This window comes from Desulfosporosinus metallidurans (assembly GCF_001936615.1).
GTDB lineage: Bacteria > Bacillota > Desulfitobacteriia > Desulfitobacteriales > Desulfitobacteriaceae > Desulfosporosinus > Desulfosporosinus metallidurans.
Map to the genome: position 1 here is coordinate 148,330 of NZ_MLBF01000001.1, position 24,424 is coordinate 172,753.

Consider the following 24,424-nt stretch of genomic DNA (forward strand, 5'->3'; position numbering starts at 1 on the left):
AGGTAACCCCCTAGGGCAATAAATAGACCCAATATACACTTAGAACTAATCTTGCAGGTACTCACACCATCCTTGTAGAAAAGACTATATAATGCAAAAAACAACTAGGAGATGGTAACATGTTTTATGAAGGAAAGATTTATCGACCACCTAGCGAGGCAAAAAGCATCATCTTACAGATCACTGTAGGGTGCCAGCACAACGCCTGTACCTTCTGTTCCATGTACAAGGAGAAATCCTTTCGGATCAAATCGCGCACTGAAATCCAAGATATCATTGCAACCGCGCTGCTAGACAATCCCAATGCAGAGCGAGTCTTTCTGGCTGATGGAGATGCAATCGCAGTTGACTCCGGATTGCTGGTTGAAATCCTCGATCAACTTTATAAGAAATTCCCACGCCTTAAACGGGTCGGGATCTATGGAGGGCCCAAAGATATTCTCGCCAAGAACCCCCAGGAATTGGCCGATTTAAAAGCACATGGACTAACCATGGTTTACTTGGGAGTTGAAAGTGGCAACGAAGGGATTCTAGCCTCCGTGTGTAAAGGTGTAACATCGGACCAGATGATAGCAGCAGGACAAAAGCTTAAGGAAAGTGGCTTATTACTATCCTGCACTGTCATTATTGGCCTAGGAGGAAAAGCCCTTTCGCAGGAACATGCCCTTGATACCGCCCGAGTCATTAGCGCCATTGACCCCCAATATTTAGGAGCTCTGACCTTAATGGTTGAGCCGCAGGCGCCCTTGGCAAAAAGTATCGAAAACGGCACGTTTCAGCTTCTCACACCCCTCGAATCCCTGACTGAAATTCACACTCTCTTAAAACATCTTAAGGTCACACATTGTGTCTTCCGGAGTAATCACGCTTCCAATTACTTACCCCTCCGGGCAACGCTCCCCGATGACCGTGACGAGCTGTTGAAAACCCTCAACAATATCATCGAGACCAATGCCTTCGGACGCTTACGACCTGAAGGTTGGCGAGGCCTTTAAGGGCTTTAACTAATTCCCACTTTGGATGTTGGTTCAGCTTTTTTTTGAAGTAAGAGTTTCGAGCAGTATTCAATCATTTCCCGTCGACGAACAATCCCAATAAACGTCTGTTGATCATCCACGACAGGTACGAAATTTTGCACCACTGCTCTTGAAATTAAATCCTCCATTTGGGCATCGATTGTGACCGGTACATTCTGAACATGTTGTTCTACGCTACTCAGAAAAATATCTTCGGTATTTTCGAAAGTTAACCCTGGTGTATTTTTAAGCTTCCAGAGCAAATCTCCTTCAGTAATGGTTCCAACATATTTTCCCTCACCATTAATGAGCGGGACTGCAGAATAACTGTGGTACTCCATCCTCTCTAGAGCCTGGCGCATCGTTGCGCCCTCTTTTAGATAGACAATGTCTTTTTTAGGAATAAGAAAAAAGGCTATATTCATTTAATTACGCTCCATTTAAAAAGATTTTACCCAATAAATCCTATGTCAATCCAAAAGGCTATATCATGGATAGTCAAATGTCTACTATCCAATTTTCTGTTTCCTTCTTCTTAAATGCACTGCTAATTGTAACATATCTTCGACGGCCCTTTCTGTCGAACGGCCCGGCAAAGCTGCCGCCGCCCTTTCCCGCATTTTCTCGATATCCTCAGGATGACTTAAGAAATGGTTAAGAAGCAGTTCCAACTCTTCTTCGCTACCTGCAACATGCCCAGCACCTATGCGTTGTACAAACTGTGCATTCCCATCTTCCTGCCCGGGAATTGGCTTGAAGATAACAAGCGGCAAATGCTTGGTTAGGGCCTCAGAGACTGTTAAGCCGCCCGCCTTAGTGATGATTAGCTTCGAAACCGCCATTAATTCCTCGACATTATGCACATACCCTAACCGAACGATGGGGTTGCCGGCCCGCGCACTTACTTCTTCTAAAGAGTGATATAGCTTTACATTTTTTCCACAAACGATAATAGATTGAACCGGGACTAACGAATCTGCGAGTTTTTTGCAGATTCGTTTCGTGCTTTTCAACCCACCATATGCTCCTCCCATGACTAAGAAGATCGGAAGCTCCGGGTCTAAGCCCAGCTCATAAATAATTTGTTGACGGTCCAAGTCCCCTTCAAATCTTGGACTTATAGGGATCCCCGTCACATGAATACGTTGCGCATTAATTCCCCAAGACACTAAGATTTCTTTTACCTCAGCACAGGCCACCATGTAACGATCGACCCCTGGATGAACCCAATGACTATGAGCCGTAAAATCCGTGATTACGGTTATCAAGGGCACGTGGAGAATTTCCTCAAGTCTGAGTTCAGCTAAAATTGAAGACACTGTGGGATACGTACATACAATGAGATCTGGTTCAAAAACGTGAATATATTTGAGAAAATCATTCCGACCCAATTGGTTCAAAAAACGTTGCATCATTGATCTAGGTTGCGCTTTAGATGTTTTATAATACAATCTTCCCCAGAGCTTCGGCGTGCGTTTAATCATTTCCAGATAAACATTTTTCACCATGGAATTAACACGTTTATTTAGAAAATCGCCAAAGTCCAAGTGAATAATTTCAGCTGAAGGTTCCTTAATTCGGATTCCTTCTATCACTGCTTCAGCCGCCCGCAAATGTCCATTTCCAAACGTTGCAGAAAATACGAGAACCCTTAACTGTTTCAACACTGGCCCTCCCTTTCCTTAACAACGTTATTTCTTTAAAGAAAAATCATTCAGTTGCTAATAGAATTATAAAAGATATGAACGCGATCAGCAATCTATGAAATTGGAATTTAGCAAGATTCACATTACTTTCACATCTGGAACGCTATTTTACTTCATGGCTGCATTTACTTGACATTCCGGGTTATTTTGCAGGTCGAACTTTTCTAAGGCCAACATCAACAACGTAAAGATAAGGGTTGAAATTCCGATTAGCCTCCATCCAGTATCAATGCTCACATAGGTCAGTACGTACCCCATTCCCAGAGGTCCAAATGTATTCCCTAACCCAAAAATCATGGGAACGACAGAGTTCATTCTTCCGCGGTGAGAAATCGGCGTATGACTGACAATAAAAGGAGTTACACTAATCGCCAAAATAATTTCCCCAACGGTGAAGGTAAAAGCCCAGAGAAAAACAAACGATAAAGAATGGGTAACCCCCAACATCCCAAATCCGAGGGCATAAAGAAGTCCGCCATAGACCATCCGGCGCATATCACTAATTCCATCCGCGATCTTGGTAACAAGCGGCGTAAATAACATAACCACCAAACCATTAAATCCTGCAATATAGCCAAAGTATTCCGCACCGACTCCGCTAAAATTTTGCATTATTTGCATCGGCAGCATAAACGACCACTGCGCATACGCAAAGTTATAACCCAACATTATGATGCCAAAATAAATAAGAATGGGGCGTTTTAGCAAAATTACAAAAATCGAGCCCTCTTCCCGTTTTTCTAACCTTCGGCTCGCCTCGGTAATGTCTTCCTTCGTTCTCAAAATTGTCTCCGGTATAAAGATGGCAATAAGACTTAAAGCCATTAGTGCCGTCAGAGCATCGCCGATAAAGACCAGAGGAAGATGGTTTTTATATAACATTCCACCGACAACAGGCCCCACTGCGAAGCCAATGTTCCATCCCATATAAGAAAGTGCGTAAGCTCCATTTCTCGTTTCCGGTGTCGTCAAATCAGCGATTAGCGCATCATGGGCCGGACCCGCCGTTACCATACAAGCACCAGCGATCATCACGATATAAATCATCACTATCGAAGGCTTTGTGAAACCAGCCAGTATATAAAATACTGCGGCAAACCCATCAAAAAACAAAATCACCTTTTTTCTACCGATCGTGTCTGCTAGTTTTCCACCAAGCATTGCTGCCGGCAAAAACAAAAGACCCGAAAGACTTATGTAAAAACCCGTCATTTGCTTGGATAACCCAATATTTTGAGTTAAAATAATCGTAAGCAGAGGCATAACAAAACATCCTAGGGCATTAACAATCCGAGCTACAAAAATAACGTAAATTTCTTTGGGCATTCCTTTATAAGGACTAAACAACGTTTTCAAACCTAACATTCTCTTAAAATTCCTCCTTCAACAATACAAAAAGCCACGGTACCTACGTCGTCCCAAGGGCAACGAGGGGTTCCATGGCTTTGATCAAAGGTTGGGGACGGCCTCACCCACAATAAAAAGTCACGGAATCATACGACCCCGTGACTTCACTAATCCGTTCCATTCTAAATCAGCAAAAGTTCGCTCTACGCAGGCCGTTATATGAAGCATAAGGCATCAAACCCGTTACTATCCCTTTCATCCTTCACGACCTCCTTTTGAACTTTAATCTGTATACAGTATAAAGTTCCTTACGCTAGTCTGTCAATACTTTCCTAGTTATAAATTTGCAGGAAAACCTCTGTCTATATCGAATAAAGATTTACTTGGGAATTCAAGGGATACACCAGTGTTTATGAAGGGTGGAGCAGAGCATGGCGCAAAAAACAAATGCGGCTCGTATTCTAGATCAAGCCAAACTATCTTATGAATTAAAAGAATACCCCGTCGACGAGTCAGATTTATCCGCTATTACCGTTGCCCAAAAAGTTGGCCTACCCATCGAACAGGTTTATAAAACCATAGTCGCTCGTGGCGATAAAACCGGAGTAATCGTTGCATGCATTCAGGGAGATCACGAACTCAATCTCAAGGGATTAGCAACACTTAGCGGAAATAAGAAAGTCGAGGTTGTCTCCCTTAAAGAAGTCCAACCTTTAACTGGGTATATCCGGGGTGGGGTTTCCCCCATTGGAATGAAGAAGCACTATCCCATCTTTATCGACTCGAACGTCCAAGCTCAAGAGAAAATTGCTGTTAGCGCTGGATTACGAGGACTTCAGCTCTTCCTGCGCCCGGTTGATTTGATTTCCGTGACGAAAGCACAATTAGGCGGACTGTGCTTGACAGTCTAGCTTCATGTACTATAATAATCATAAAAAGGTGGCTCTTGTTATCTAATATTGGACAAGTAAGGGGTTCTCTGGAACTTATACTTTCTAATTAAATTTAGTAAAGAGAAGGAGAAATCCTTCTCCTTCTTAACAGAACGCCGAAAAAAGGGGAGAAATAGTTTGCGCAGTGATATCGTTAAAAAAGGCTCAACAAAAGCTGCACATCGCGCTTTGTTTTATGCCATGGGTTATACCCCTGAAGATTTGGAGAAACCCCTCATTGGGATCGTAAACGCTTTTAATGAAATTATCCCTGGTCACGGGCATCTTAGAGATCTGGCCCAGGCCGCCAAATTAGGAGTATCGGCCGGGGGCGGAACCCCCATCGAAGTCCCTGCCATCGGAGTTTGCGACGGTATTGCCATGGGGCATAAAGGAATGAGCTTTTCTTTGCCGAGCCGCGAACTTATCGCCGACTCAATCGAAGCACTTGCGGAGGCGCATGCTTTAGATGGTCTCGTCTTAATTCCCAACTGTGATAAAATCGTCCCCGGCATGCTCATGGCTGCTGCCCGCCTCAATATTCCCTGCATCGTAGTCAGTGGCGGACCCATGCTAGCAGGCCGCTATCAGGGAAAAACCATCAGTGTTAGCCAAATGTTCGAAGCTGCAGGACAATACGAAAGCGGAAAAATCAGTGCCGAGGAACTCGATGCAATGGAGCACTCAGCCTGCCCTGGCTATGGCTCTTGCGCCGGTCTATTTACCGCCAACACCATGAACTGCCTTACTGAAGCCCTTGGCCTCGCGCTCCCCGGGAATGGGACAATCCCTGCTGCTAACTCTGGCGCACGTAAAATGTTAGCTAAACGTACTGGCGCTTTAATTGTTGATCTTATTAAAAGAGATATAAAGCCTCGGGACATCCTTTCGCAAAAGTCCTTTGAAAATGCCATTACCGTCGATATGGGAATCGGCGGATCCTCCAACACAGTTTTGCATCTCACCGCAATTGCCTATGCAGCAGGAATTGAGCTCCCCCTCTCCCTCTTTGATTCCATTAGTGCCAAGACCCCTTACATCACCAAACTGAGCCCCGCTGGCACGCACCACCTTCAGGACCTCAATGAAGCCGGTGGGATTAGCGCTGTTATGCATGAACTCAATAAGGCCGGTGTCCTTCATACGGATGTTTTAACGGTAACTGGCCCGCTGGAGGATCGCTTAAAAGATGCCCAGACGGCTTGCCCAGATGTCATTCATTCAATTGATAACCCTTACCGCAAGACTGGGGGCATTGCTGTACTTTCCGGGAACCTAGCACCAGACAATGCCATCGTTAAAGAAAGTGCCGTTGAAGACGACATGCTAGTCTTTAAAGGTACTGCCCACGTTTTCAACTCTGAAGATGAGGTGCTTGAAGCCTTACTCAATAAACAAGTACATGACGGAGAAGTCGTTGTTATCCGCTACGAAGGGCCAAAAGGTGGTCCTGGGATGAAAGAAATGCTCAATCCTACCGCCCTCATTACCGGTATGGGATTAAAAGTCGCTCTGCTCACCGATGGCCGTTTCAGCGGAGCCACACGCGGTGCGTGCATCGGCCATATCTCTCCTGAAGCCATGGAAGGTGGCCCCATTGCCCTTGTAGAAAACGGCGACCTTATCTCAATCGATATCCCCAACCGTTCTCTTCAATTACTTGTTTCTGAAGACGAACTAGTAAAGCGCAGACAAGCCTGGATAAAACCCGAACCCAAGGTGAAATCCGGTTATCTAGCCAGGTATGCCAAATTAGTTACTTCCGCCAACAAGGGTGCCGTGTTAATCTAATGCAAGTTATGGGGACGGTTCTTGACTTGCATTGACTTGCATATTGACATTTATTATGGAAAAAAGGATCCACCGCTTTTGTCGGTGGATCCTTTTTTCTTTCTTCTCTCAGATTTTACAGCTTCGGTAATTCAAAGGAACTCTTCAAAGATACAATTCTGTTAAAAACAAGATGGCCTTGCGTTGAATGCAACGGATCAACGTTAAAATAACCGTGTCTAAAAAATTGAAATTTTTCCTGTGGCTTTGCTTCTTGAATATTTGGCTCAACGTATCCATAAACGATTTCTAAAGAATTAGGATTGATGTGATCCATAAACGAGGTCCCGTCTTCCTCGTCCTCATCCAAAATCAAAGGCTCATATAATCTAAACTCCGCAGGTACGGCCTGCGAGGCATCGACCCAATGAATCGTTCCCTTGACTTTTCTTCCTGTGAAGCCTGACCCACTCTTGGTTTCTGGATCATACGTACAGCGCAGTTCGATGACTTTTCCAGTCTCGTCCTTTACTATATCATTACATTTAATAAAATAAGCGTTTTTCAAACGAACTTCATTTCCAGGGAAAAGCCTATGATACTTAGCTGGAGGATTCTCCGCAAAGTCGTCTTGTTCAATATAAATTTCTCGGGAAAAAGGAATTTGCCGAGTACCCATTTCCAGATTTTCCGGGTTAATTTCAGCCTCTAACATCTCCACCTGATCTTCAGGATAATTTGTGATAACCACCTTTAGTGGCTCTAGCACAGCCATGGTTCTTGGTGCTTTAAGTTTCAAGTCTTCTCGGATAAAATGTTCGAGCATCTTGCTGTCCACGACACTATCCGCTTTGGCCACCCCGATTTCTCGGGCGAAAGTGCGTATAGCCTCCGCGGTATACCCTTTGCGCCGCAGTCCTGAGATCGTCGGCATTCTGGGATCATCCCAACCGTCCACAACTTTGTCATCCACAAGTTGCTTGAGCTTCCGCTTGCTCATGACCGTATTCGTGATATTTAAGCGTGCAAATTCGTATTGGTGAGGAACCTTCTCCATTTCACATTCTCGAATGACCCAATCATACAAAGGACGGTGATCCTCAAATTCCAACGTGCAGATCGAGTGAGTAACCCCTTCGATGGCATCTTCTAACGGATGCGCATAATCATACATTGGGTAAATGCACCAAGTATCCCCCGTATTATGATGGGTCGCATGAGCGATTCGGTAAAGAACAGGGTCCCGCATATTGATGTTGGGTGAAGCCATGTCGATTTTAGCTCGTAAAACCTTTTCCCCGTCTTTGAATTCCCCTTTACGCATGCGTTCAAACAACTCCAGGTTTTCTTCAACGGTTCGGTCGCGTGAGGGGCTCCCTTGTCCAGCTTCTGTTAATGTACCACGCATTTGCCGTATTTCTTCTGCGGTGGAATCACAAGCATAAGCCTTGCCCTTTTTAATCAGCAAAACTGCTCGGTTGTACATTTCTTCAAAGTAATCTGAGGCAAAGAACAATTCATCCCATTCATACCCTAACCACGACACGTCTTCCTTGATCGATTCCACGTATTCCGTGTCTTCTTTAGCCGGATTCGTGTCATCAAAGCGCAGATGGGTCTTACCCTTAAATTCATCCGCCAATTCAAAATTCAAAATGATGGATTTGGCATGTCCAATATGTAAATAGCCGTTGGGCTCCGGTGGGAACCGCGTGATAATGTGATCGACCTTACCTGATTTTAGATCCTCGTTAACAATGTTCTTAAGAAAATTCGAGGAGGATTTGTTTTCCATCCGTTATCAACCTTTCTGCCCTGAAATAACCCTGCTTCTGCCAATTTTACCCTTGCCCTAAATAATACTGCATTCATGGCAAGAGTTCAACTTTACCCAAAACTATGTAATCTAATATTTAATATTTTTATAGACTCTAACGAGGGTTTGATTCGAGGAAACTGTTTCATGAACACCCATAACGTTAAGTACAATACCAGAAACAGGTGCAACAATAAGGGACTTCCTTTCGTATTCCGACCTAAGCGCCTGAATCTTTCGGGTGTCTGGAATTGCTAGTGCCTTTAAATCGTTAATCTGTCGGATTAGACTATCCTGCGGTACAACTGCCATAATCTGACCCGCCTGCACAAAGTCTCCGACCTTAACTCGAACATCACTGATACGCCCCCCAGCTTCAGGAATCAGTGCCGTTACACCGTTTTGTGGAATAACCACACCTTTGACCTGCACACTATCAGGTATACTTCCAAATACCGACCAAAACCCCACAGCGATGAGCAAGGCCATACATCCAAGTATTACCCCCCACACGCCGGGGTTCGTTAAGTCATAGTATATTTTTTATATTATTCTGTGCGGGTGTTTTTTTTCATATAACGGCAGTCAAGAGCCCCTAAAAATGCGCACTAAAAAAGAACGCGAACTCCTGGTCTTTCTCTCTGACGCAGGCAGGGAGGGCGTTACTAATTATTAACCAAAGAATAAAGGACTAATTATTATCGAAAGGGACAAGGAAGTCGTTCATAAAAGCGAGTGTTTCTTCTGATCAGAAATAGACCTTTCGATCCTTTTTCAAAGTTCTTTTATGAAAAGCCTGCATTTAAGATTATAAATCAATCTAAAATGCAGGCTTAGCGCAGTACGTTTTTAGTTTTAATTAAAAGGATGTCTTATTGCGGCTTAATTTCCGTCAGCGTAATTGAGACGTCCTGCGTCTTGTTATTGCGGAAAATTGTCACGGTAACCTTGTCCCCCGGATTATATTTGAACAACTCATGGGTTAACTCAAGAGAACTCTTAATTTCCTTACCGTTAATCTTCGTTAAGACATCTCCAGCCACGATTCCCGCTCGTTCAGCCGGGCCGCCCTGCGTTACTTTTGATACATACGCCCCAGCTGGCCATCCTCGTTGGCTGGCATATTCCGCCGTGTAACGAGGATCTATTTGGACATTAAGTCCAGGATGACTTGCATACCCTTTTTCAATCAATTGCTTGATCGTCGGTAGTGCATCAGAGATCGGGATGGCAAAGCCCATTCCCTCAAATCCAGCTTCCTGATTCTTTGCCGAATTAATTCCGATCACTTGACCCTGGTAATTCACAAGGGGCCCCCCGCTATTTCCGGGGTTAATGGCGGCATCCGTTTGAATGAGGTTAAAACTTGCTTCCCCCGGAATATTTAGGATTCGGTTTGTTGCCGAAACAACACCTGCTGTCACAGAGCGTGCAAATTCTTGTCCACCCGGATTGCCAATGGCCACGACTGGTTCACCGACTTGGAGTTTTGAAGAATCTCCCTGTTGTGTAGCCGTCAAATTCTTGGTATCTGAAATCTGAACCACCGCCAAGTCCGTACGGTCATCGGCACCCACTAATTTTGCAGTGATATTTCGTCCATCAGCCAGACTCACAACCAGCTTTTCTGCCCCGGTTACAACATGATTATTGGTAATAATATAGCCATGTTGCGCATCAACAATAAATCCAGAGCCACTGCCCACTTCCGATGAACCTCCTCCGCCGAATAACGATCCACGGGATTGAAAATTTGCAATGCCAACCACCGCCGGGCCAACGGCTTTAGCAATCTGAGCGACGGAAAAATTAGTGGTGGCCCCGTCTGTTTTAATAGTAGGGGTTGTCGCTCCACTATTTAAAACTACTTGATTTGTGGGGGCCGGTTGCTTATTTCCATAGATAGACGGAACCAACGCCACGGCCATGACCCCACCCAGCAAGGCGCTTATTAAAGCAACTGCAACGGTTGAAAAAAAACGGGGTCTATTCCCTGAATAATTATTTTTATCGTTATAATAGCTCATGTCCTTACCTCCTCTTCCTATTATTCCCTTAGTCTAATCAATTCATGCGGCGTGTACCGAGGAGCAACCTGAACCTGGACGTCCGGACACTTTCTGGCGGTATTCAACTCTCTCAGAATGCGTGTAACCGTCGATAATGCGATTTGCGGAGTATTGTTTTCTTCACTCAGATGTGCTAACACAACCCGTTGCGTGTTTTCTTCAATCCACTCCGAAAGCCCTTCCGCTAACTGCCTATTTTCCAGATGCCCGTACTGTCCACTGATCCTCTTTTTGAGATACCATGGATAAGAACCGTTCCATAACTGTTTGTCATCATAGTTGGCCTCAACAACAAAGGCATCACACCCTTTCAAGTGCCGATGCATTTCTTCAGTAATCACGCCACTGTCTGTAGCAATACCAATCGCCAAATGCATCTTATCCTGCCGTTTGGGCCGCGAAACTTTCAAGCCGTAACTTTCCCGACTATCGTGAGACGTGGGGTAAAGTTTGACCTCTAACCCAGCACAAGAAAATGAATCTTGCACTTCAATGCACTGGTTCTCCGCAAGTTTACCCAAGCAAGACCCCATCGCTTCCCATAACCCTGCCGTCGCATAGATTGGTATTTTTAATTTTCGAGCTAAGACTCCCACTCCGCGAATATGGTCTACGTGTTCATGCGTGACTACGATTCCTTCAAGTTCTGAGTCCAGTATGTTTACCTGAGAGAGGTTATGTAATAAGCTCTTGCCGCTAATTCCACAGTCTACCAGAAAATGTCGGCTGTTCTCTCCGACAAGAATTGAGTTTCCGGAACTTCCGCTCGCCAGTGTTGTAAAATGCAATTTATTGTCCCTCCGTCCCGGTGAATTACTCCTCCTTGGCTTGTACCGTAATCCTCATCTTCACGGAGTTACAGGATTAGCTACTCCGTTTTTTAAAGCAGGGTTGGGGTTGGATAAACCGTTCGTTGCCGGATTGCCCTTGAGTTGACTTTCAGCCTGGCTTATTAACGACTTCATCCGATCTTTATCTGCACTGTTTTGGGCTAAGGTTTGAGCCTTCTGCCACTGAGTAAGAGCCCCTGCCCAATCTTTCTTAGCTTGAGAAAGAAAAATACCATAATTCCCCAAGGCATTGTAGGAATCTGGTTTAAGGATTAGCGCTTCTTTGTAGGTTTTATCCGCTAAATCATCTTCTCCACTGTAAAAGGCAGCTGTCGCCATATCCACCATGATATTGGGATCCTTATTTGTTTTCAATACGATCTGATAAGCCTCAATCGCGTGTTTAAAGTTTCCTTGTACCTCAGTGGGTGCGACCTCTTGCGCTGCAACGCCTGCGTCATAGTATTCATTGCCTAGGGTGATTTGCAACTGTACGTTACTAGGGTCAGCTTTAGCTTGTTGAGTCATAGCTTCAATGCGCACTTTCTGTGCTTGGTAATTTTCTGCAGCGCTGGTCGTTTGCTTCGAACCGCTTGAGTCGGTAGATGGTATGCCCCCGCTCACAAAATATCCGACAACTGCCGAGCCAATCAGAGCAACGCTAATAAAAACAGCAAGTATCGTGGCAAAAATTCGCTGTTGCTTTTTCTTCAAACCGCTCGCCCCCTTGACCATATAATCCCAAATATCATTGTAACATGCCCTTCCCAGACCATCCAAGCATTATTTACTAACTTCTATGAAATAATTTCGTTACTCATTTTCATTCTCAACCCGTGTCTTCTAAGTTGAGGTCTATGCAAACTACCTTTTCCGAATTTGACAACGCATATCGTAATACGAGGTACTTTCTCCCACATCAGAAAGCTTTCCTTTAATTAACTGATTGACACCAAGACCGTCTGCCGTCTTACCCTCTGGGAGAACAACCGTTTCAGATTGGATATCCTCAGAAACCGCCACCAAGGCCACGAGTTGCCCATACCTTGTCTCCACAATCGCCTGATCTTCAGAGGTCAGATCATACTTTTCGGCCAAGTCCGGGTGAATAAAGACCGTGAACCCTTCCTCTTCATGGAATTGGGAATGTATCCCTTTGGGCGGATGCGGGGTAAGCAAGTACCAGGGAAATTCTGCTTCCTCCTCTTGAGACGCAGTTGACACATACGTTGCGACCGCTTCTCCCATCTCTTCCTTCGCCTTTTCCGAAAACAATTCGATCTTTCCACTGGGTGTTTTAAAGTCCTTCTCCGCCCAAGCCACTTTAGGAATATAAGGTGCGTAGAGCGGTCCCTGAGCAAGCTGTTCAAGCGTTATTCCGTAGGTTTGTTCCAAGGGTTCAATCACAAATCTAATCCATTCCCTCGGCGTATACGGAAAATCCTGTTCTAAACCTAACCTCTGCGCCAACTCCGTGAACAAAATCGGCTCGGGTTTAGTCTCCCCTTGAGGATCAAGGATTTTCTGGGAATAGTGGATCAGTGGGCTCCAGGACGTTGTAATGAGTTCTTCCTCTTCGAAGACGGTAGCAATCGGTAAAACCAAATCCGCTTGACGCGCGGTTTCAGTTATCACAGTATCTAATACCACTTTAAAAGGGATCTGCCGCCACACCTCTCTCCAAAGTGATGAATTCGGCTGTTGAACCAAGGGATTAGAGCGTGTAACAAAAGCCAACTGAACCTTAGGATCCGCCTTTAGCAACTCTTCCGCCAACATTGGATGGGGGTAGGTCCGTGCCTGGTATCGTTCAGGGGAAAGCAGCACAGAGTTCAACTTCCCTCTATGATATTGGTGAGCGTACTGAACCCCTGCACCCGTGCAGCCAATATTTCCACTTATGGCAGCAAGAGCATCAATTGCCCGGACCGTATTTCCTCCGTTAACATAGCGTTGGAGTCCATATCCTAGAATAAAAGATACCGGCCTACTTTGGCTTATTCTCTGTGCCAGCTCTGTCAGTTGGGATACCCCCACCCCTGTGATTTCTTCCACTCGCTCCAGTGAAAACTTCTTAACCTGGTCTGCAAACGCTTCAAAACCATAAACATACTTTTGGATAAATAGTGAGTCTTGCCAGCCCTGCCGCATGATAATGTTCCCCAGTCCTAAGGCCAAGGCCGCATCCGTACCCGGACGAACTTGGATGAAATCATCCGCAAAATCCGCGCTTTTCACACGGTTCGGGTTGATAACAATCAAGCGGGCTCCCCGCTTCTTTGCTCTTAAAAGATGGGGCATCAAGTGAATATTGGTGACGGCAGGATCCCGCCCCCAGAGCACCAGAGTCTGTGCTTCCTCTAAGTCTTCCCGTGCATTTGTAAAGACCCCACCAAAATCCAGTTCCTGAGCCCTATACCCTGCTCCCCAACACATACTCCCTCTAGGTTCGGTAACGCCCCCTAGGGCTTGAAAAAACCGTTGGTCTAATTCCCGCAGAGCTCCGTTGTGTCCATAATCATAATGATGGAGAATTCCCCAAGATCCTACGGTTTCCAACGTTTGTTTGATCTTCTCGGCTAAAAGCGCGTAAGCCTCATCCCACGTTAACCGCTTCCACCCTGCTCCCTGCCTTAACAGAGGAAACAACAAGCGGTCGGGCGAATATACGCGCCTAGCTAAAGCTTGTCCTTTGGAACAGATAAACCCTTGGGTGATTGGATTCAAGGGATCTCCTTGTAACCGCAATCCTTTTTCCGTCTTCTCTACCAAAAAAGCACACCCATCCGGACAGTTCAAAGGACAGGCCGAACGTACTACAGCCATATAGTTCCCTCCCAATCACGGCTCCCTATTCACGACGTGCGAATTTTAACAGCGGACTTCTGGAACTGGAGATGCAACGACAGCGGATAAGAGATTCTTAGTTTGTAGACTTTCTTTGATTTTGACATATAGGGCTACTTCTAGGCGTTTCTTCTGAAGCTCGCACCCCAGGGTATACACCTCTGTCAGTTTTTGAGTAAAGGCCACATTAGCCGCATGACACCCGCCACTACAAGCAAAGCGTGCCCAGCATTCCCGACAAGACGACTTCGTAAAAACATGTGCGGAGCGAAAATCCTGAACAAGCTCGGGCCGGAGGGCATGAGGGTGTTCGTCATAGAGTGAACCCAATTTGTAGGCTTCCTGCCCCACAAATTGATGGCAGGGATAAAGATCTCCCTCTGGAGAAATCGCCACATACTCGTGACCAGCTCCGCATCCCGAAAGCCGTTTAATCAAGCAAGGTCCCTGATCCAGCGCAACATTGAAATGAAAGAAGTTAAAATCTCCTTCTTGCCCCCGGCGAGCTAACAATTCCTCGCCAAGTCGATCGTACGCTTCCCGAATTTTATCCAAATCCCCTTCTTGAAAAGCATAAGCATCCTCTGGACCTGCCACCACTGGTTCCACTGAAATTTGTTTGATTCCTAAATCCGCCATGTGCAAAACATCGCGGTCAAAATCCAAATTGAAATGTGTATACGTCCCTCGAACATAGTAATACGTCCCTAGTGCGTAAGGGGAGCTTTCCGGTCGCTTGGTCGCGAACTGTTGGATTCGGGGGGTAATTTCTGCGTAACTTCCTCTGCCATCGGCATGGGGCCTCATCCTGTCATGCACTTCTGGGCGTCCGTCTAGGCTCAAAACGACACTGATCTCCTCTTGTTCGAGAAAGCCTTGAATTTCCTCGTTGAGTAATACCCCGTTCGTAGTTAAAGTAAATTTTATTGTTTTATTCTTGGCCACAGCGGCTTTTCTTCCGTAGGCCACCAAGGCTTTGACCACTCCAAAATTAAGCAACGGTTCTCCACCAAAGAAGTCCACTTCACAATGATCTCGCTGCCCCGCTGACTCTAAAACAAAGTCAATGCCCCTTTTACCCGTCTCAAAATCCATCAGAGTTCTGCACCCGCCAAAGGCACCCGCCCCAGCGAAACAATAGGTGCAGCGCAAATTGCAATCATGAGCAACATGCAAGCAGATCGCTTTGACAATGGGTTTATCCGGGTAATTCGGGGTAACTCCCTCAGATTCCTTTGCAAAGAGCGTCCCTTCTTGACGGAGCTCCTCTAGTTCTTCCAAGATCTCAGAAAGGTCTTCCTCCGTCAGAGCGGGTTGTCCCGCTTGTTCAATCACCCCTTTGATCCCCCAAGGTGTAATCTCTTTTTCTCCCTCTTGTAAGCTCTCCATAGCCTTTAATACATTAAACGTCCCTTCATCCAGCACATGCAAAGAACCGGAATTGACGTCATGCGCTATCCATAAATCCCCTTGACGATAACTATGAACATTCTTTTTGATGCTATACCCCTGAAAATTTAATAATTTCAACTTTTAGTCCTCTCTTTCTTGCCCCAACCTCAATAAAATAGAAACAGAACCCAGCCCGTATGTAGGGTGGGTTCTGAGGTCTATGTTCAACTATCGTAGCGCCTTATTTAACACACACTTGATTACCAACCGTGCACGACGTTTTACATGCAGATTGGCAAGAGGTCTGGCACTTGCCACACCCGCCGTTCTTCACTGTGGCACCTAGGTTTGCTTTCACAATGGTCTGAATGTGTTTTGCCATTCAAACACCCTCCTCTCGAGACTCGCGTCATTAATTCATTTCTGATTATATCACAAGGAAAAGGAAAAAGGCAAAGTTTAGCTAGCACGAGGAATTAAAAGAAATACAGCTCTAACATTTGAGAATGCGCAAATAATAATAAAATTTACGTAAAAATGTTGACGAATTTACTAAACTGTACATATAATGAAGTAATCATTGAAATCTTATCTCTGTTAGGTGAGGCTCCTGCATAGACACAGGCCACTGCCCAGAAATGTCGAGAGACGCCAATTGGGTGGAACAGGTATTACCGGCATAAGGTTCTACTTAATGTGGCTGAGAAAAACTCTACGCTATGCAGTGCTAAAGCTCAACGAGTAGGGAGGTCCATAACGCTTATGTTTATGACCTTCTATTTTGCATAGAGGTCATTTTATTTTTCTCACATATTATAGTGCTCTTTTACGGAGAATTTAAAGGAGGTGGTTTTGTGGATTCTGGGCCTTATCCTTTACGAACGTGCAATCTTTGTTTAATTCATAGTCAAGAGAGTCTCTATGCCTTTAGGCATCAGATTCCATTCTACAAAGGAGGGAAGTAAATGAATGAATTAAAAGTTTTAGGGGAATTTTATTTCAGCCAGTTAGCCAATAAACCGATCTGGGATGACAAAGGACGTCGCATTGGCCGATTATTGGACATGGCCATGCGTTGGGATAGTGTCTCTCCCCGTGTTACCGGTATCCGATATGCCAAAGGAATCTCTTCCTTAATTCCCTTCGAGTGGGTCGCATCCTGGGATAAAGACGGTCTACGTCTTAATACCACCTTCAATCCTCAAAAGACGTACCCGCTGCATGACGATGAAACGTTTATTGGCAAATGGCTATTAGATAAACAGATCATTGACTTAGAAGGGTCCAAACTGGTTCGTGTCAATGACATTTCCTTGTCCTGGGTGTCCCATGAGGATCATCAATACCTCGTTTTAGTTGCCGTGGATATTGGGGTCCGTGGATTATTTCGCCGCTTAGGTGTTGAATTTTTGTTAAGCCGAATTGCCAATAATTTTGTGGGCTGTCAATACATTAAACCTTTAGAAAATCGGACATCCGCTCTCCAACTCACACAGGAAAAAGAACAATTGCGTCAACTACATCCCGCTGATATCGCTGATATTATTGAAACGATGGACTATAAACAGAGGGCCAATTTCCTTGAAGCACTCGATTCTCAACAGGCTATCGATGCCCTAACCGAGATGGAATTAGAGGCCCAAGTAGAAATGATAATTCAAATGGATGAAGGCAGGGCTTCTGATATCTTAGAAGAAATGCCTCCCGACGAAGCCGCTGATATTCTAAGCGAGTTATCTTTAGAAAAATCCGAGGAACTTCTGCGCTTGATGGAATCGGATGATGCTGAAGATGTTCGGGAATTGATGCAGTACGAAGAAGACACCGCTGGTTCACTGATGACGACGGAATATATTGGTTTACCATTCTGGCTGACGGCTGAACAAGCCATTAACGAACTAAGACGATTAGCTCCTGAAGCAGAAACCATTTATTATCTTTATGTGGTCGATGAACAAGAGATCCTTGAAGGGGTTCTTTCTTTGAGAGAACTAATTATTGCTTCACCCGAAACTCCCTTAAAAGAAATAATGCATACAAAAATTGTAAAAATATCTCCCTATGAAGATCACGAAAAAGTGGCTGACATCATACACAAATACGGTTTACTAGCCGTTCCCGTCGTCAATGATCAAGATCAAATCTTAGGAATCATCACGGTTGACGACGTTCTGGAATTATTTATGTCAGAACGCCCTCGCGGAGAAATTTTCTCAAGCTTGATCACCCGCCGTCACCAACTGAAAGGAGGGCATAGCGAATGAAGCTAAAAGTACGTTTTGCCCTGTTCTTTGCCGTTATGGGGCCCGGAATCGTCACAGCCTTTGCCGATAATGATGCTGGGGGAATTGCCACTTATGCTGCGGCAGGTGCCAAATATGGCTATTCCCTCATTTTTACCATGCTTATCAGCACTGTGCTTCTGGCCATAGCGCAAGAGATCTCGGCGCGCACAGGCGCCGTAACGGGTCGCGGGCTCTCTGATCTAATCCGTGAAAATTACGGAGTGAAATGGACCTTTTTTGCCATGAGTGTCCTGCTCATTGCAAATCTGGGGACCACAGCTTCCGAATTTTCCGGGATTGCTACAAGTTTTGAAATTTTCGGAGTGAGCAAATATCTCTCCGTGCCAGCCATGGCCTTTATCATTTGGTGGCTTGTCATAAAGACAGATTACGGCAAAATAGAAAAGATTCTACTCCTTCTTTGCTTAACCTTTTTTAGTTATGTTATCTCGGGGGTTATAGTCCATCCGCCCTGGCCTCAAGTCTTGGTAGAATCCATTACCCCCACGTTCTCCAGAACCCCGGCCTTTTTACTGATGGCCATCGGGGTTATTGGAACAACGATTACACCTTGGGGACAATTCTACGTTCAAGCTTCCGTGGTCGATAAAGGGATTACCGCTAAAGATTATCATTATACGCGCTGGGATGTCCTAATTGGAACCTTCTTTACCGGATTCATTGCTTTCTTTATTATTGTAGCCACGGCCGCAACGCTCTACGTCAACAACATCCCTATTGAGACAGCAAAGGATGTTGCCCTCGCGTTAAAACCGTTAGCCGGACAGTATGCCAGTTCCTTATTTGGCTTTGGTCTGCTTGGTGCTTCCATGTTGGCAGCGTTTGTCCTTCCTTTAAGCACCTCTTATGCTGTTTGCGAAGCGTTCGGATTTGAACACGGGATTAGTAAATCTTATAAAGAAGCACCCGTTTTCTTTAGTCTTTATACCGTTCTCATCGTTTTGGGGGCAGCCATTGTCTTATGGCCCAATTTATCATTATATAACATAATGTTGACGACCCAAGTGGTCAATGGGATTCTTTTGCCTCCCATACTCATCTTCATGGTTCTCATTGCTAGTAAGAAAAGTATTATGGGCGATTACGTAAATTCCAGATTCTTTAACGTCATCGCTTGGTCTTTCACGCTCATCTTAATTTTACTTACCCTGCTCTTACTAATATCAAGCCTGTTCCCCGAGTACCTAACTCATACTTTGGGGTTTTTGGGATTATAGAGAAACAAAGAAACAGCCTTCTTGTCAAATTCAAGGAGGCTGTTTCTTTTATCAACGTATTACGAGCTAATAGCTTAACCTACCTTTGGCTTGGGAAATCTTACGAAAAAAGTGGTTCCATCGACACCCGTTTCAATGTCTATTAGAGCCCTATGTTTTTCCGCTATGTCGTAACATATTGGAATGCCCAGACCCGTACCATTTTCCTTCGTCGTAAAAAATGGAGTTCCAAGTTTTAAAACATGCTCAGGCTTAATGCCAGTTCCCTCATCTTTTACGCATACAACAATGTATTCTTCATCCATAAAGGTCTTAATCGTTAGACACCCCTCTTGAGGCATTGCTTCAAGTCCATTGCGCGCTAAGTTTAAGACAAGTTGAATGACCTCATTGGCGTCAATCTCCAGATCGGCTATATCTCCCGGCTCAAAGACCAACTTCTTACCCTGGCTATAAGCATCCGCTTGTATAAGGGGAAATAGGTTCGTTATCAATTGGTTAAGATTTTTGCGTTTAAACACAGCTGGTTTATTTTTGCTTAGAGACAAAAACTCACGTATGATCGAGTTGGCTCTATCAAGCTCCTCTATCATCAGGGTGAACTGATTCTTATAGCTATGTAACTCATTTTTGTTCTGAAGCAGTTGAAGAAAACCTCTTACGGTCGTCATGGGATTTCGAACCTCATGACCAAGACCAGCTGCCAATTGACCAATAACATTTAACCGTTCAAGTTTAGCAATTTCACGTTCTATGCTTTGTCTTTTCTCGAACTCTTGCCTAAGTTTCTTTGTTCGTTCATCAACCATCTCTTGAAGTTGAGATTGCTGAGCATCCAGCTCCTGAGTTTTAGTAATAAGCCCCGTAACTTCCTCAAACGTGGCTACCGCTCCTACGATAACACCCGTCTCATCTCTCAATGGACTTGTACTCCAAATTGCGGTTTTAGATATACCATCTGGCCAAACAAACTCGAGTTCGGCACCCGTGATTCGATCACCGCACCGAGCAGATCGTTGGATGGGTATTTCTTGAGGAGATAGCAATTTACCCTTCTGAAATATCTTGACCGACATCGAGCATAAGGAAGTATAGGGGAAGTTTTCACAGTCTTTTATTCTAAAGAATTGCGCTGCAACTGGATTATGAACTATTTTTTGACACGTAACATCCGTAGCAATCGAAACCCCACCTGGCATATCCGAGAGCCCTAACAATAGATTATGTTGGTAACTTCTTCTCATTTCATACAATGTCAAAAACTCCATTTCGTCACTACGACTTTAGCAGGCAATCCAAGTGGAGTTACGGCTAGTGGAAAGATTCTCTTTATAATTCTAGTCCTAGTATGACTGTAATAGGACTAGAAGACAATACCCTTTGGTAAACATTTCACTATATTCTGGTGGTTATACAGAAATTATTAAACCTTAATTGTAGATTAAACAAGGTAGTCATTCGACTACCTTGTTGCTTGCTTTTTTATTGACTATTTTCGAATGTTGTACAGGCTGTACCGTCACTCGTTTTGGCAATTCCATCACCCATAGAATTTACTTCCAAAGCTTCTGCATGGCAAGAACGGTTTTTGTTATACGAACAGTTCTCAACACCACATTTAACCTGCATACTAGGTGCTTCCATCCTTTTCACCACCCTTCATTTTTCTATCTGTATTCTGCACATTATTTAAGAAAAATATTACATTAATTTGCATCAAAACTGGTTTTCGTAACTGCATGCGATCATTTAGCTGATGCAGGACTTTCTATTATTTTGCCAGAATCAGCGTTCTTCAATACCTTCGAATTCAGCAATGGAAAAGCGTCCGCACATTTTAAGCACTCCTAAACGTTAATAAATATGTTTTAGGTTAGACATTTCGGGCAGAAAGAGTTGCGCTCAATTCCTCGACCAATTCCATCATGCTTCTCCTGATGGAACCCTCTGTTCTGGTGTTGACTCCACTTAAGAACCTCGCCTACACAAAAAAGGACCTCAGAATCCCTTTTAGGAAAACCCTGAAGTCCTTAATACTGCTGATTGGAGCGGACGACGAGATTCGAACTCGCGATCCTCGGCTTGGGAAGCCAATGCTCTACCGCTGAGCCACGTCCGCATAAAGAAAACTTAGCTGGTGTAAATAACAACTACATTATAAATAAGCTCTGCCTAATCGTCAAGGCTAAAGTGGTGCCTCAGGACGGAATCGAACCGCCGACACGAGGATTTTCAGTCCTCTGCTCTACCGACTGAGCTACCGAGGCATAATGGTGACCCGTACGGGATTCGAACCCGTGTAGCCGCCGTGAAAGGGCGGTGTCTTAGGCCGCTTGACCAACGGGCCATAATCAATGTGTAATGTTCGAAAATTGGTGAGCCATCCGCGACTCGAACGCGGGACACCCTGATTAAAAGTCAGGTGCTCTACCGACTGAGCTAATGGCTCAAATAATCACACCACGAATATGAATATTACACGAGAATATCGAATATGTCAAGGATTTTGTGTGAAACTTGTTGTGAATTGTTGTTCTAAAAAATCTCTCCACGTACTATGGTTTGTTCGCGTCCTGGGCCTATGGCGACCAACGTAGCTGGCACCCCTGTCAGTGTCTCAATCCGAAGGACATAATTTTGGGCTGCCTTAGGGAGGTCCTCGAATCGACGGACATGGGTTAAGTCTTCTTGCCAACCCGGTAATTCCTCATAAACTGGTTGACACTGCTTAAAGATTTTCTGACTTTGCGGAAATTCAGTAATGATTTCCTCATTGACACGATACCCAACACAGATCTTCAGTTTGTCGAGTCCTGTCAGGACATCCAGTTTGGTAACTGCAAAATCGGATAATCCACTTACCCTCGCAGCATAGCGGGCAATGACTGCATCAAACCATCCACAGCGGCGGGCCCGACCGGTTGTGGTGCCGAACTCATGTCCATTGGCCCGCATTTCTTCTCCAGTCTTATCCAAAAGCTCTGTTGGGAAAGGTCCTTCCCCAACGCGCGTGGTATAAGCTTTAATGACCCCAATTACGCGATTAATACGAGTCGGGCCAACGCCTGCCCCAATGCACGCTCCTCCAGCAATAGGATGAGAAGAGGTTACATAAGGGTATGTTCCATGGTCAATGTCAAGCAATGTGCCTTGGGCGCCTTCAAAAAGCACTTTTTCCCCAGCCCGAATGCTTGTGTCAATCGCCAGTGAACTATCCGTTACCATCGGGCGAATTCGTTCAGCATAGCCTAAGTATGTTTCATAAATGTCCTCAAACTTAAGGGCTTCCTTGCCATAGACTTTTACGAACAAGTTATTCTTTTCTACCAAATTTCGACGAAGTTTCTCCGCAAACTCTTCTTTGTCCAAAAGATCTATAATACGAATCCCAATCCGCGAAGCCTTATCCATGTAAGCAGGGCCAATTCCACGCTTTGTCGTCCCAATTTTATGCTCTCCACGCGCTTCTTCTTCCAAACCGTCAAGCACCATGTGATAGGGCATAATAACCTGAGCATTACTGCTAATTAATAGTTTACCCGTCTTAATCCCTCGCTCGGCGAGATAATCAAGTTCCTCCAACAACACCTTGGGATCAATTACAACACCATTACCAATGACACAGGTCTTGTTTTCATATAGAATTCCCGAGGGAATAAGGTGAAGCTTGAACTCTTCTCCGTTCGCCACAACCGTATGACCCGCATTGTTTCCACCTTGGTAGCGGACCACAACATTCGCCTTTTCTGCCAAGAAGTCCGTAATCTTACCTTTTCCTTCGTCTCCCCATTGAGAACCAATTAACACAACAGCAGCCATTTTATGATTCCTCCCATCTTTCAATCAAAAACATATCTAGATCTCATTTAAGGAAATTCTAACTTTCTAATCTCAAGCGTTTAAAAATATCATCCACATGTTGCAGATGGTATTTCAAATCAAACAAACCCGCAATTTCCTCTTTGCTCAAATAGTTAGCAACTCGATCATCTGCCGAAACAACGTCTATGAAATCCTGACCATTATCCCAGGCTGCAAAAGCGTCCTGTTGAACCCAGGCATAAGCTTCTTCTCGCATACAGCCATGTTCGACTAAGGCCAAAAGAACACGCTGAGAGGATGTCAGGCCAAAGGTTTTCTGCAAATTTCGTCTCATCTGATCCTCACGGATTTTAAGACCAGAAATAACTCGAGTCATTTGACGGAGCATATGATCTAAAAGAAGACAACTATCCGGGAGGATTACCCTTTCCACCGAGGAATGGCTCATATCCCGTTCATGCCAAAGTGTAATATTCTCCATTGCCGCCAACGCATTCCCGCGCAAAAGTCGTGACATTCCGCTCACCTGTTCACACACAATCGGATTGCGTTTATGCGGCATCGCCGAAGAACCTTTTTGCCCTTCTGCGAAAGGTTCCTCGACCTCAAGGATTTCTGTTCGTTGCAAATTGCGGATTTCCGTAGCTATTTTCTCCAACGACCCCCCAATTAATGCCAGGGTCGTTATATAATGTGCGTGACGGTCCCGTTGCAAAATTTGATTGCTTACTAAAGCCGCTTCTAACCCTAGGTGAGTGCACACCGCTTCCTCAACTTCAGGTGACACGTTAGCATACGTTCCTACTGCTCCTGAAATCTTACCCACGCTTACGGAAACAATCGCCTGATCGAGACGTTCCATTTGACGATCAAGTTCAGCAATCCATAAGGCCAGCTTTAAACCAAACGTCAGCGGTTCAGCATGAATCCCGTGACTTCGACCGACCATCACGGTATATTTACTCTCTAACGCCCGGTTGACTAAGGCACTTCGTAAATCTTGAAGATCCTTCTTAAGTAAGCGGCCTGAATCCCTTAAAACCAAGCTTAATGCTGTATCCTTAACATCTGAAGAGGTTAAGCCGAGATGAAGGTATTTTCCGGCCTCTCCAATCTCCTCTACAACCGCTTGGAGAAAAGCGATCAGATCATGACGTACCACATGTTCTATTTCCAAAACCCGCTTCGGGTTCACTTTCGCCGATCTTCTGATTTCTGACATAGCTTCTTGAGGGATTTCCCCCCGCTTAGTCATCACCTCAGCGACCGCCAGTTCCACTTCCAACCAACGTTCATATTCATATCCGTCCTGCCATAGTTTTCCCATTTCAGGGTGGGTGTATCGATCGAGCAA

20 protein-coding genes, 4 tRNA genes and 1 riboswitch are annotated in these 24,424 nt (G+C 44.9%); of the genes, 5 read left to right on the forward strand and 19 right to left on the reverse strand.

Annotated elements, in window-relative coordinates:
- The first annotated feature begins 119 nt into the window (after positions 1 to 119).
- Entirely contained in the window at positions 120 to 995 is an 876-nt protein-coding gene (locus DSOL_RS00745; protein ID WP_075362988.1) for a radical SAM protein, read from the forward strand.
- Between the two features lie 5 nt (positions 996 to 1,000).
- Here the strand turns inward: DSOL_RS00745 and DSOL_RS00750 are convergent, their stop codons facing one another.
- The 3 genes from DSOL_RS00750 to DSOL_RS00760 form a co-directional block, all read right to left on the reverse strand.
- Positions 1,001 to 1,441 carry a CBS domain-containing protein gene (locus DSOL_RS00750; protein WP_075362989.1) on the reverse strand — a complete coding sequence of 147 codons (441 nt, stop codon included), beginning with the start codon at positions 1,439 to 1,441 and terminating at the stop codon, positions 1,001 to 1,003.
- An 84-nt stretch (positions 1,442 to 1,525) separates the two neighbouring features.
- On the reverse strand, positions 1,526 to 2,680 hold the full coding sequence (locus tag DSOL_RS00755) for an MGDG synthase family glycosyltransferase (protein ID WP_075362990.1): 1,155 nt from the start codon (positions 2,678 to 2,680) through the stop codon (positions 1,526 to 1,528).
- A gap of 150 nt (positions 2,681 to 2,830) precedes the next feature.
- Positions 2,831 to 4,087, reverse strand: a complete 1,257-nt coding sequence (locus tag DSOL_RS00760; protein ID WP_075362991.1) for an MFS transporter — start codon at positions 4,085 to 4,087, stop codon at positions 2,831 to 2,833.
- Positions 4,088 to 4,500: 413 nt separating this feature from the next.
- On the opposite strand from DSOL_RS00760, the gene ybaK reads away from it, so the two are divergent.
- Both ybaK and ilvD read left to right on the forward strand, forming a co-directional pair.
- Positions 4,501 to 4,980, forward strand: coding sequence for a Cys-tRNA(Pro) deacylase (gene ybaK, locus DSOL_RS00765; RefSeq protein ID WP_075362992.1), 480 nt, complete (start codon positions 4,501 to 4,503; stop codon positions 4,978 to 4,980).
- Between the two features lie 159 nt (positions 4,981 to 5,139).
- Positions 5,140 to 6,792 carry a dihydroxy-acid dehydratase gene (gene ilvD, locus DSOL_RS00770; protein WP_075362993.1) on the forward strand — a complete coding sequence of 551 codons (1,653 nt, stop codon included), beginning with the start codon at positions 5,140 to 5,142 and terminating at the stop codon, positions 6,790 to 6,792.
- Positions 6,793 to 6,907: 115 nt separating this feature from the next.
- Here ilvD and DSOL_RS00775 read toward each other — a convergent pair whose 3' ends face one another.
- The 8 genes from DSOL_RS00775 to scfA all read right to left on the reverse strand — a co-directional run bounded on the left by DSOL_RS00775 (position 6,908) and on the right by scfA (position 16,107).
- Positions 6,908 to 8,566: a glutamine--tRNA ligase/YqeY domain fusion protein gene (locus tag DSOL_RS00775; protein WP_075362994.1), complete on the reverse strand. Its 1,659-nt coding sequence runs from the start codon at positions 8,564 to 8,566 to the stop codon at positions 6,908 to 6,910.
- 111 nt (positions 8,567 to 8,677) lie between these two features.
- Positions 8,678 to 9,076 (reverse strand): biotin/lipoyl-binding protein, encoded by a 399-nt coding sequence (locus tag DSOL_RS00780; protein ID WP_075362995.1) that lies wholly within the window; start codon positions 9,074 to 9,076, stop codon positions 8,678 to 8,680.
- Between the two features lie 383 nt (positions 9,077 to 9,459).
- On the reverse strand, positions 9,460 to 10,614 hold the full coding sequence (locus DSOL_RS00785; protein ID WP_075362996.1) for a S1C family serine protease: 1,155 nt from the start codon (positions 10,612 to 10,614) through the stop codon (positions 9,460 to 9,462).
- A 20-nt stretch (positions 10,615 to 10,634) separates the two neighbouring features.
- Positions 10,635 to 11,444 carry an MBL fold metallo-hydrolase gene (locus tag DSOL_RS00790; protein ID WP_075362997.1) on the reverse strand — a complete coding sequence of 270 codons (810 nt, stop codon included), beginning with the start codon at positions 11,442 to 11,444 and terminating at the stop codon, positions 10,635 to 10,637.
- Between the two features lie 60 nt (positions 11,445 to 11,504).
- Positions 11,505 to 12,200, reverse strand: coding sequence for a tetratricopeptide repeat protein (locus DSOL_RS00795; RefSeq protein ID WP_075362998.1), 696 nt, complete (start codon positions 12,198 to 12,200; stop codon positions 11,505 to 11,507).
- Positions 12,201 to 12,350: 150 nt separating this feature from the next.
- Positions 12,351 to 14,312 (reverse strand): molybdopterin-containing oxidoreductase family protein, encoded by a 1,962-nt coding sequence (locus DSOL_RS00800; RefSeq protein ID WP_075362999.1) that lies wholly within the window; start codon positions 14,310 to 14,312, stop codon positions 12,351 to 12,353.
- Between the two features lie 45 nt (positions 14,313 to 14,357).
- Positions 14,358 to 15,863 carry a thioether cross-link-forming SCIFF peptide maturase gene (gene scfB / locus DSOL_RS00805; protein ID WP_075363000.1) on the reverse strand — a complete coding sequence of 502 codons (1,506 nt, stop codon included), beginning with the start codon at positions 15,861 to 15,863 and terminating at the stop codon, positions 14,358 to 14,360.
- A gap of 103 nt (positions 15,864 to 15,966) precedes the next feature.
- Complete coding sequence (scfA, locus tag DSOL_RS00810) at positions 15,967 to 16,107, reverse strand: six-cysteine ranthipeptide SCIFF (protein ID WP_075363001.1); 141 nt, start codon at positions 16,105 to 16,107, stop codon at positions 15,967 to 15,969.
- A gap of 204 nt (positions 16,108 to 16,311) precedes the next feature.
- A riboswitch (M-box (ykoK) riboswitch) is annotated at positions 16,312 to 16,478 on the forward strand.
- Between the two features lie 212 nt (positions 16,479 to 16,690).
- Between scfA and DSOL_RS00815 the strand changes: the two genes are divergently transcribed.
- The gene (locus tag DSOL_RS00815) at positions 16,691 to 17,989 is read left to right on the forward strand and encodes a magnesium transporter (RefSeq protein WP_075363002.1); all 1,299 of its coding nucleotides are present in this window, start codon (positions 16,691 to 16,693) and stop codon (positions 17,987 to 17,989) included.
- Positions 17,986 to 19,248: an Nramp family divalent metal transporter gene (locus DSOL_RS00820; protein ID WP_075363003.1), complete on the forward strand. Its 1,263-nt coding sequence runs from the start codon at positions 17,986 to 17,988 to the stop codon at positions 19,246 to 19,248. Before DSOL_RS00815 ends, DSOL_RS00820 begins: the two co-directional genes overlap by 4 nt.
- 74 nt (positions 19,249 to 19,322) lie before the next feature.
- On the opposite strand, the gene DSOL_RS28655 is transcribed toward DSOL_RS00820, so the two are convergent.
- The 8 genes from DSOL_RS28655 to purB form a co-directional block, all read right to left on the reverse strand.
- Complete coding sequence (locus tag DSOL_RS28655; protein ID WP_235838663.1) at positions 19,323 to 20,492, reverse strand: ATP-binding protein; 1,170 nt, start codon at positions 20,490 to 20,492, stop codon at positions 19,323 to 19,325.
- A 238-nt stretch (positions 20,493 to 20,730) separates the two neighbouring features.
- Positions 20,731 to 20,892 carry a DUF1540 domain-containing protein gene (locus DSOL_RS00830; protein ID WP_075363005.1) on the reverse strand — a complete coding sequence of 54 codons (162 nt, stop codon included), beginning with the start codon at positions 20,890 to 20,892 and terminating at the stop codon, positions 20,731 to 20,733.
- 400 nt (positions 20,893 to 21,292) lie between these two features.
- A tRNA-Gly gene (locus DSOL_RS00835) sits at positions 21,293 to 21,367 on the reverse strand.
- Between the two features lie 72 nt (positions 21,368 to 21,439).
- Positions 21,440 to 21,515 (reverse strand) — tRNA-Phe (locus DSOL_RS00840).
- A gap of 4 nt (positions 21,516 to 21,519) precedes the next feature.
- Positions 21,520 to 21,595: transfer RNA gene (locus DSOL_RS00845), tRNA-Glu, on the reverse strand.
- Between the two features lie 26 nt (positions 21,596 to 21,621).
- Positions 21,622 to 21,697, reverse strand: a tRNA-Lys gene (locus tag DSOL_RS00850).
- 86 nt (positions 21,698 to 21,783) lie between these two features.
- Positions 21,784 to 23,067 (reverse strand): adenylosuccinate synthase, encoded by a 1,284-nt coding sequence (locus DSOL_RS00855; RefSeq protein ID WP_075363006.1) that lies wholly within the window; start codon positions 23,065 to 23,067, stop codon positions 21,784 to 21,786.
- A 58-nt stretch (positions 23,068 to 23,125) separates the two neighbouring features.
- Positions 23,126 to 24,424: an adenylosuccinate lyase gene (gene purB / locus DSOL_RS00860; protein ID WP_486598764.1), complete on the reverse strand. Its 1,299-nt coding sequence runs from the start codon at positions 24,422 to 24,424 to the stop codon at positions 23,126 to 23,128.

Coding starts and splice junctions, on each gene's coding strand:
- DSOL_RS00745 (WP_075362988.1), top strand. CDS start 120: ATGTTTTATGAAGGAAAGATTTATCGACCACCTAGCGAGGCAAAAAGC.
- DSOL_RS00750 (WP_075362989.1), bottom strand. CDS start 1,441: ATGAATATAGCCTTTTTTCTTATTCCTAAAAAAGACATTGTCTATCTA.
- DSOL_RS00760 (WP_075362991.1), bottom strand. CDS start 4,087: ATGTTAGGTTTGAAAACGTTGTTTAGTCCTTATAAAGGAATGCCCAAA.
- ybaK (WP_075362992.1), top strand. CDS start 4,501: ATGGCGCAAAAAACAAATGCGGCTCGTATTCTAGATCAAGCCAAACTA.
- DSOL_RS00775 (WP_075362994.1), bottom strand. CDS start 8,566: ATGGAAAACAAATCCTCCTCGAATTTTCTTAAGAACATTGTTAACGAG.
- DSOL_RS00780 (WP_075362995.1), bottom strand. CDS start 9,076: ATGGCCTTGCTCATCGCTGTGGGGTTTTGGTCGGTATTTGGAAGTATA.
- DSOL_RS00785 (WP_075362996.1), bottom strand. CDS start 10,614: ATGAGCTATTATAACGATAAAAATAATTATTCAGGGAATAGACCCCGT.
- DSOL_RS00800 (WP_075362999.1), bottom strand. CDS start 14,312: ATGGCTGTAGTACGTTCGGCCTGTCCTTTGAACTGTCCGGATGGGTGT.
- scfA (WP_075363001.1), bottom strand. CDS start 16,107: ATGGCAAAACACATTCAGACCATTGTGAAAGCAAACCTAGGTGCCACA.
- DSOL_RS00815 (WP_075363002.1), top strand. CDS start 16,691: ATGAATGAATTAAAAGTTTTAGGGGAATTTTATTTCAGCCAGTTAGCC.
- DSOL_RS00820 (WP_075363003.1), top strand. CDS start 17,986: ATGAAGCTAAAAGTACGTTTTGCCCTGTTCTTTGCCGTTATGGGGCCC.
- DSOL_RS28655 (WP_235838663.1), bottom strand. CDS start 20,492: ATGAGAAGAAGTTACCAACATAATCTATTGTTAGGGCTCTCGGATATG.
- DSOL_RS00830 (WP_075363005.1), bottom strand. CDS start 20,892: ATGGAAGCACCTAGTATGCAGGTTAAATGTGGTGTTGAGAACTGTTCG.
- DSOL_RS00855 (WP_075363006.1), bottom strand. CDS start 23,067: ATGGCTGCTGTTGTGTTAATTGGTTCTCAATGGGGAGACGAAGGAAAA.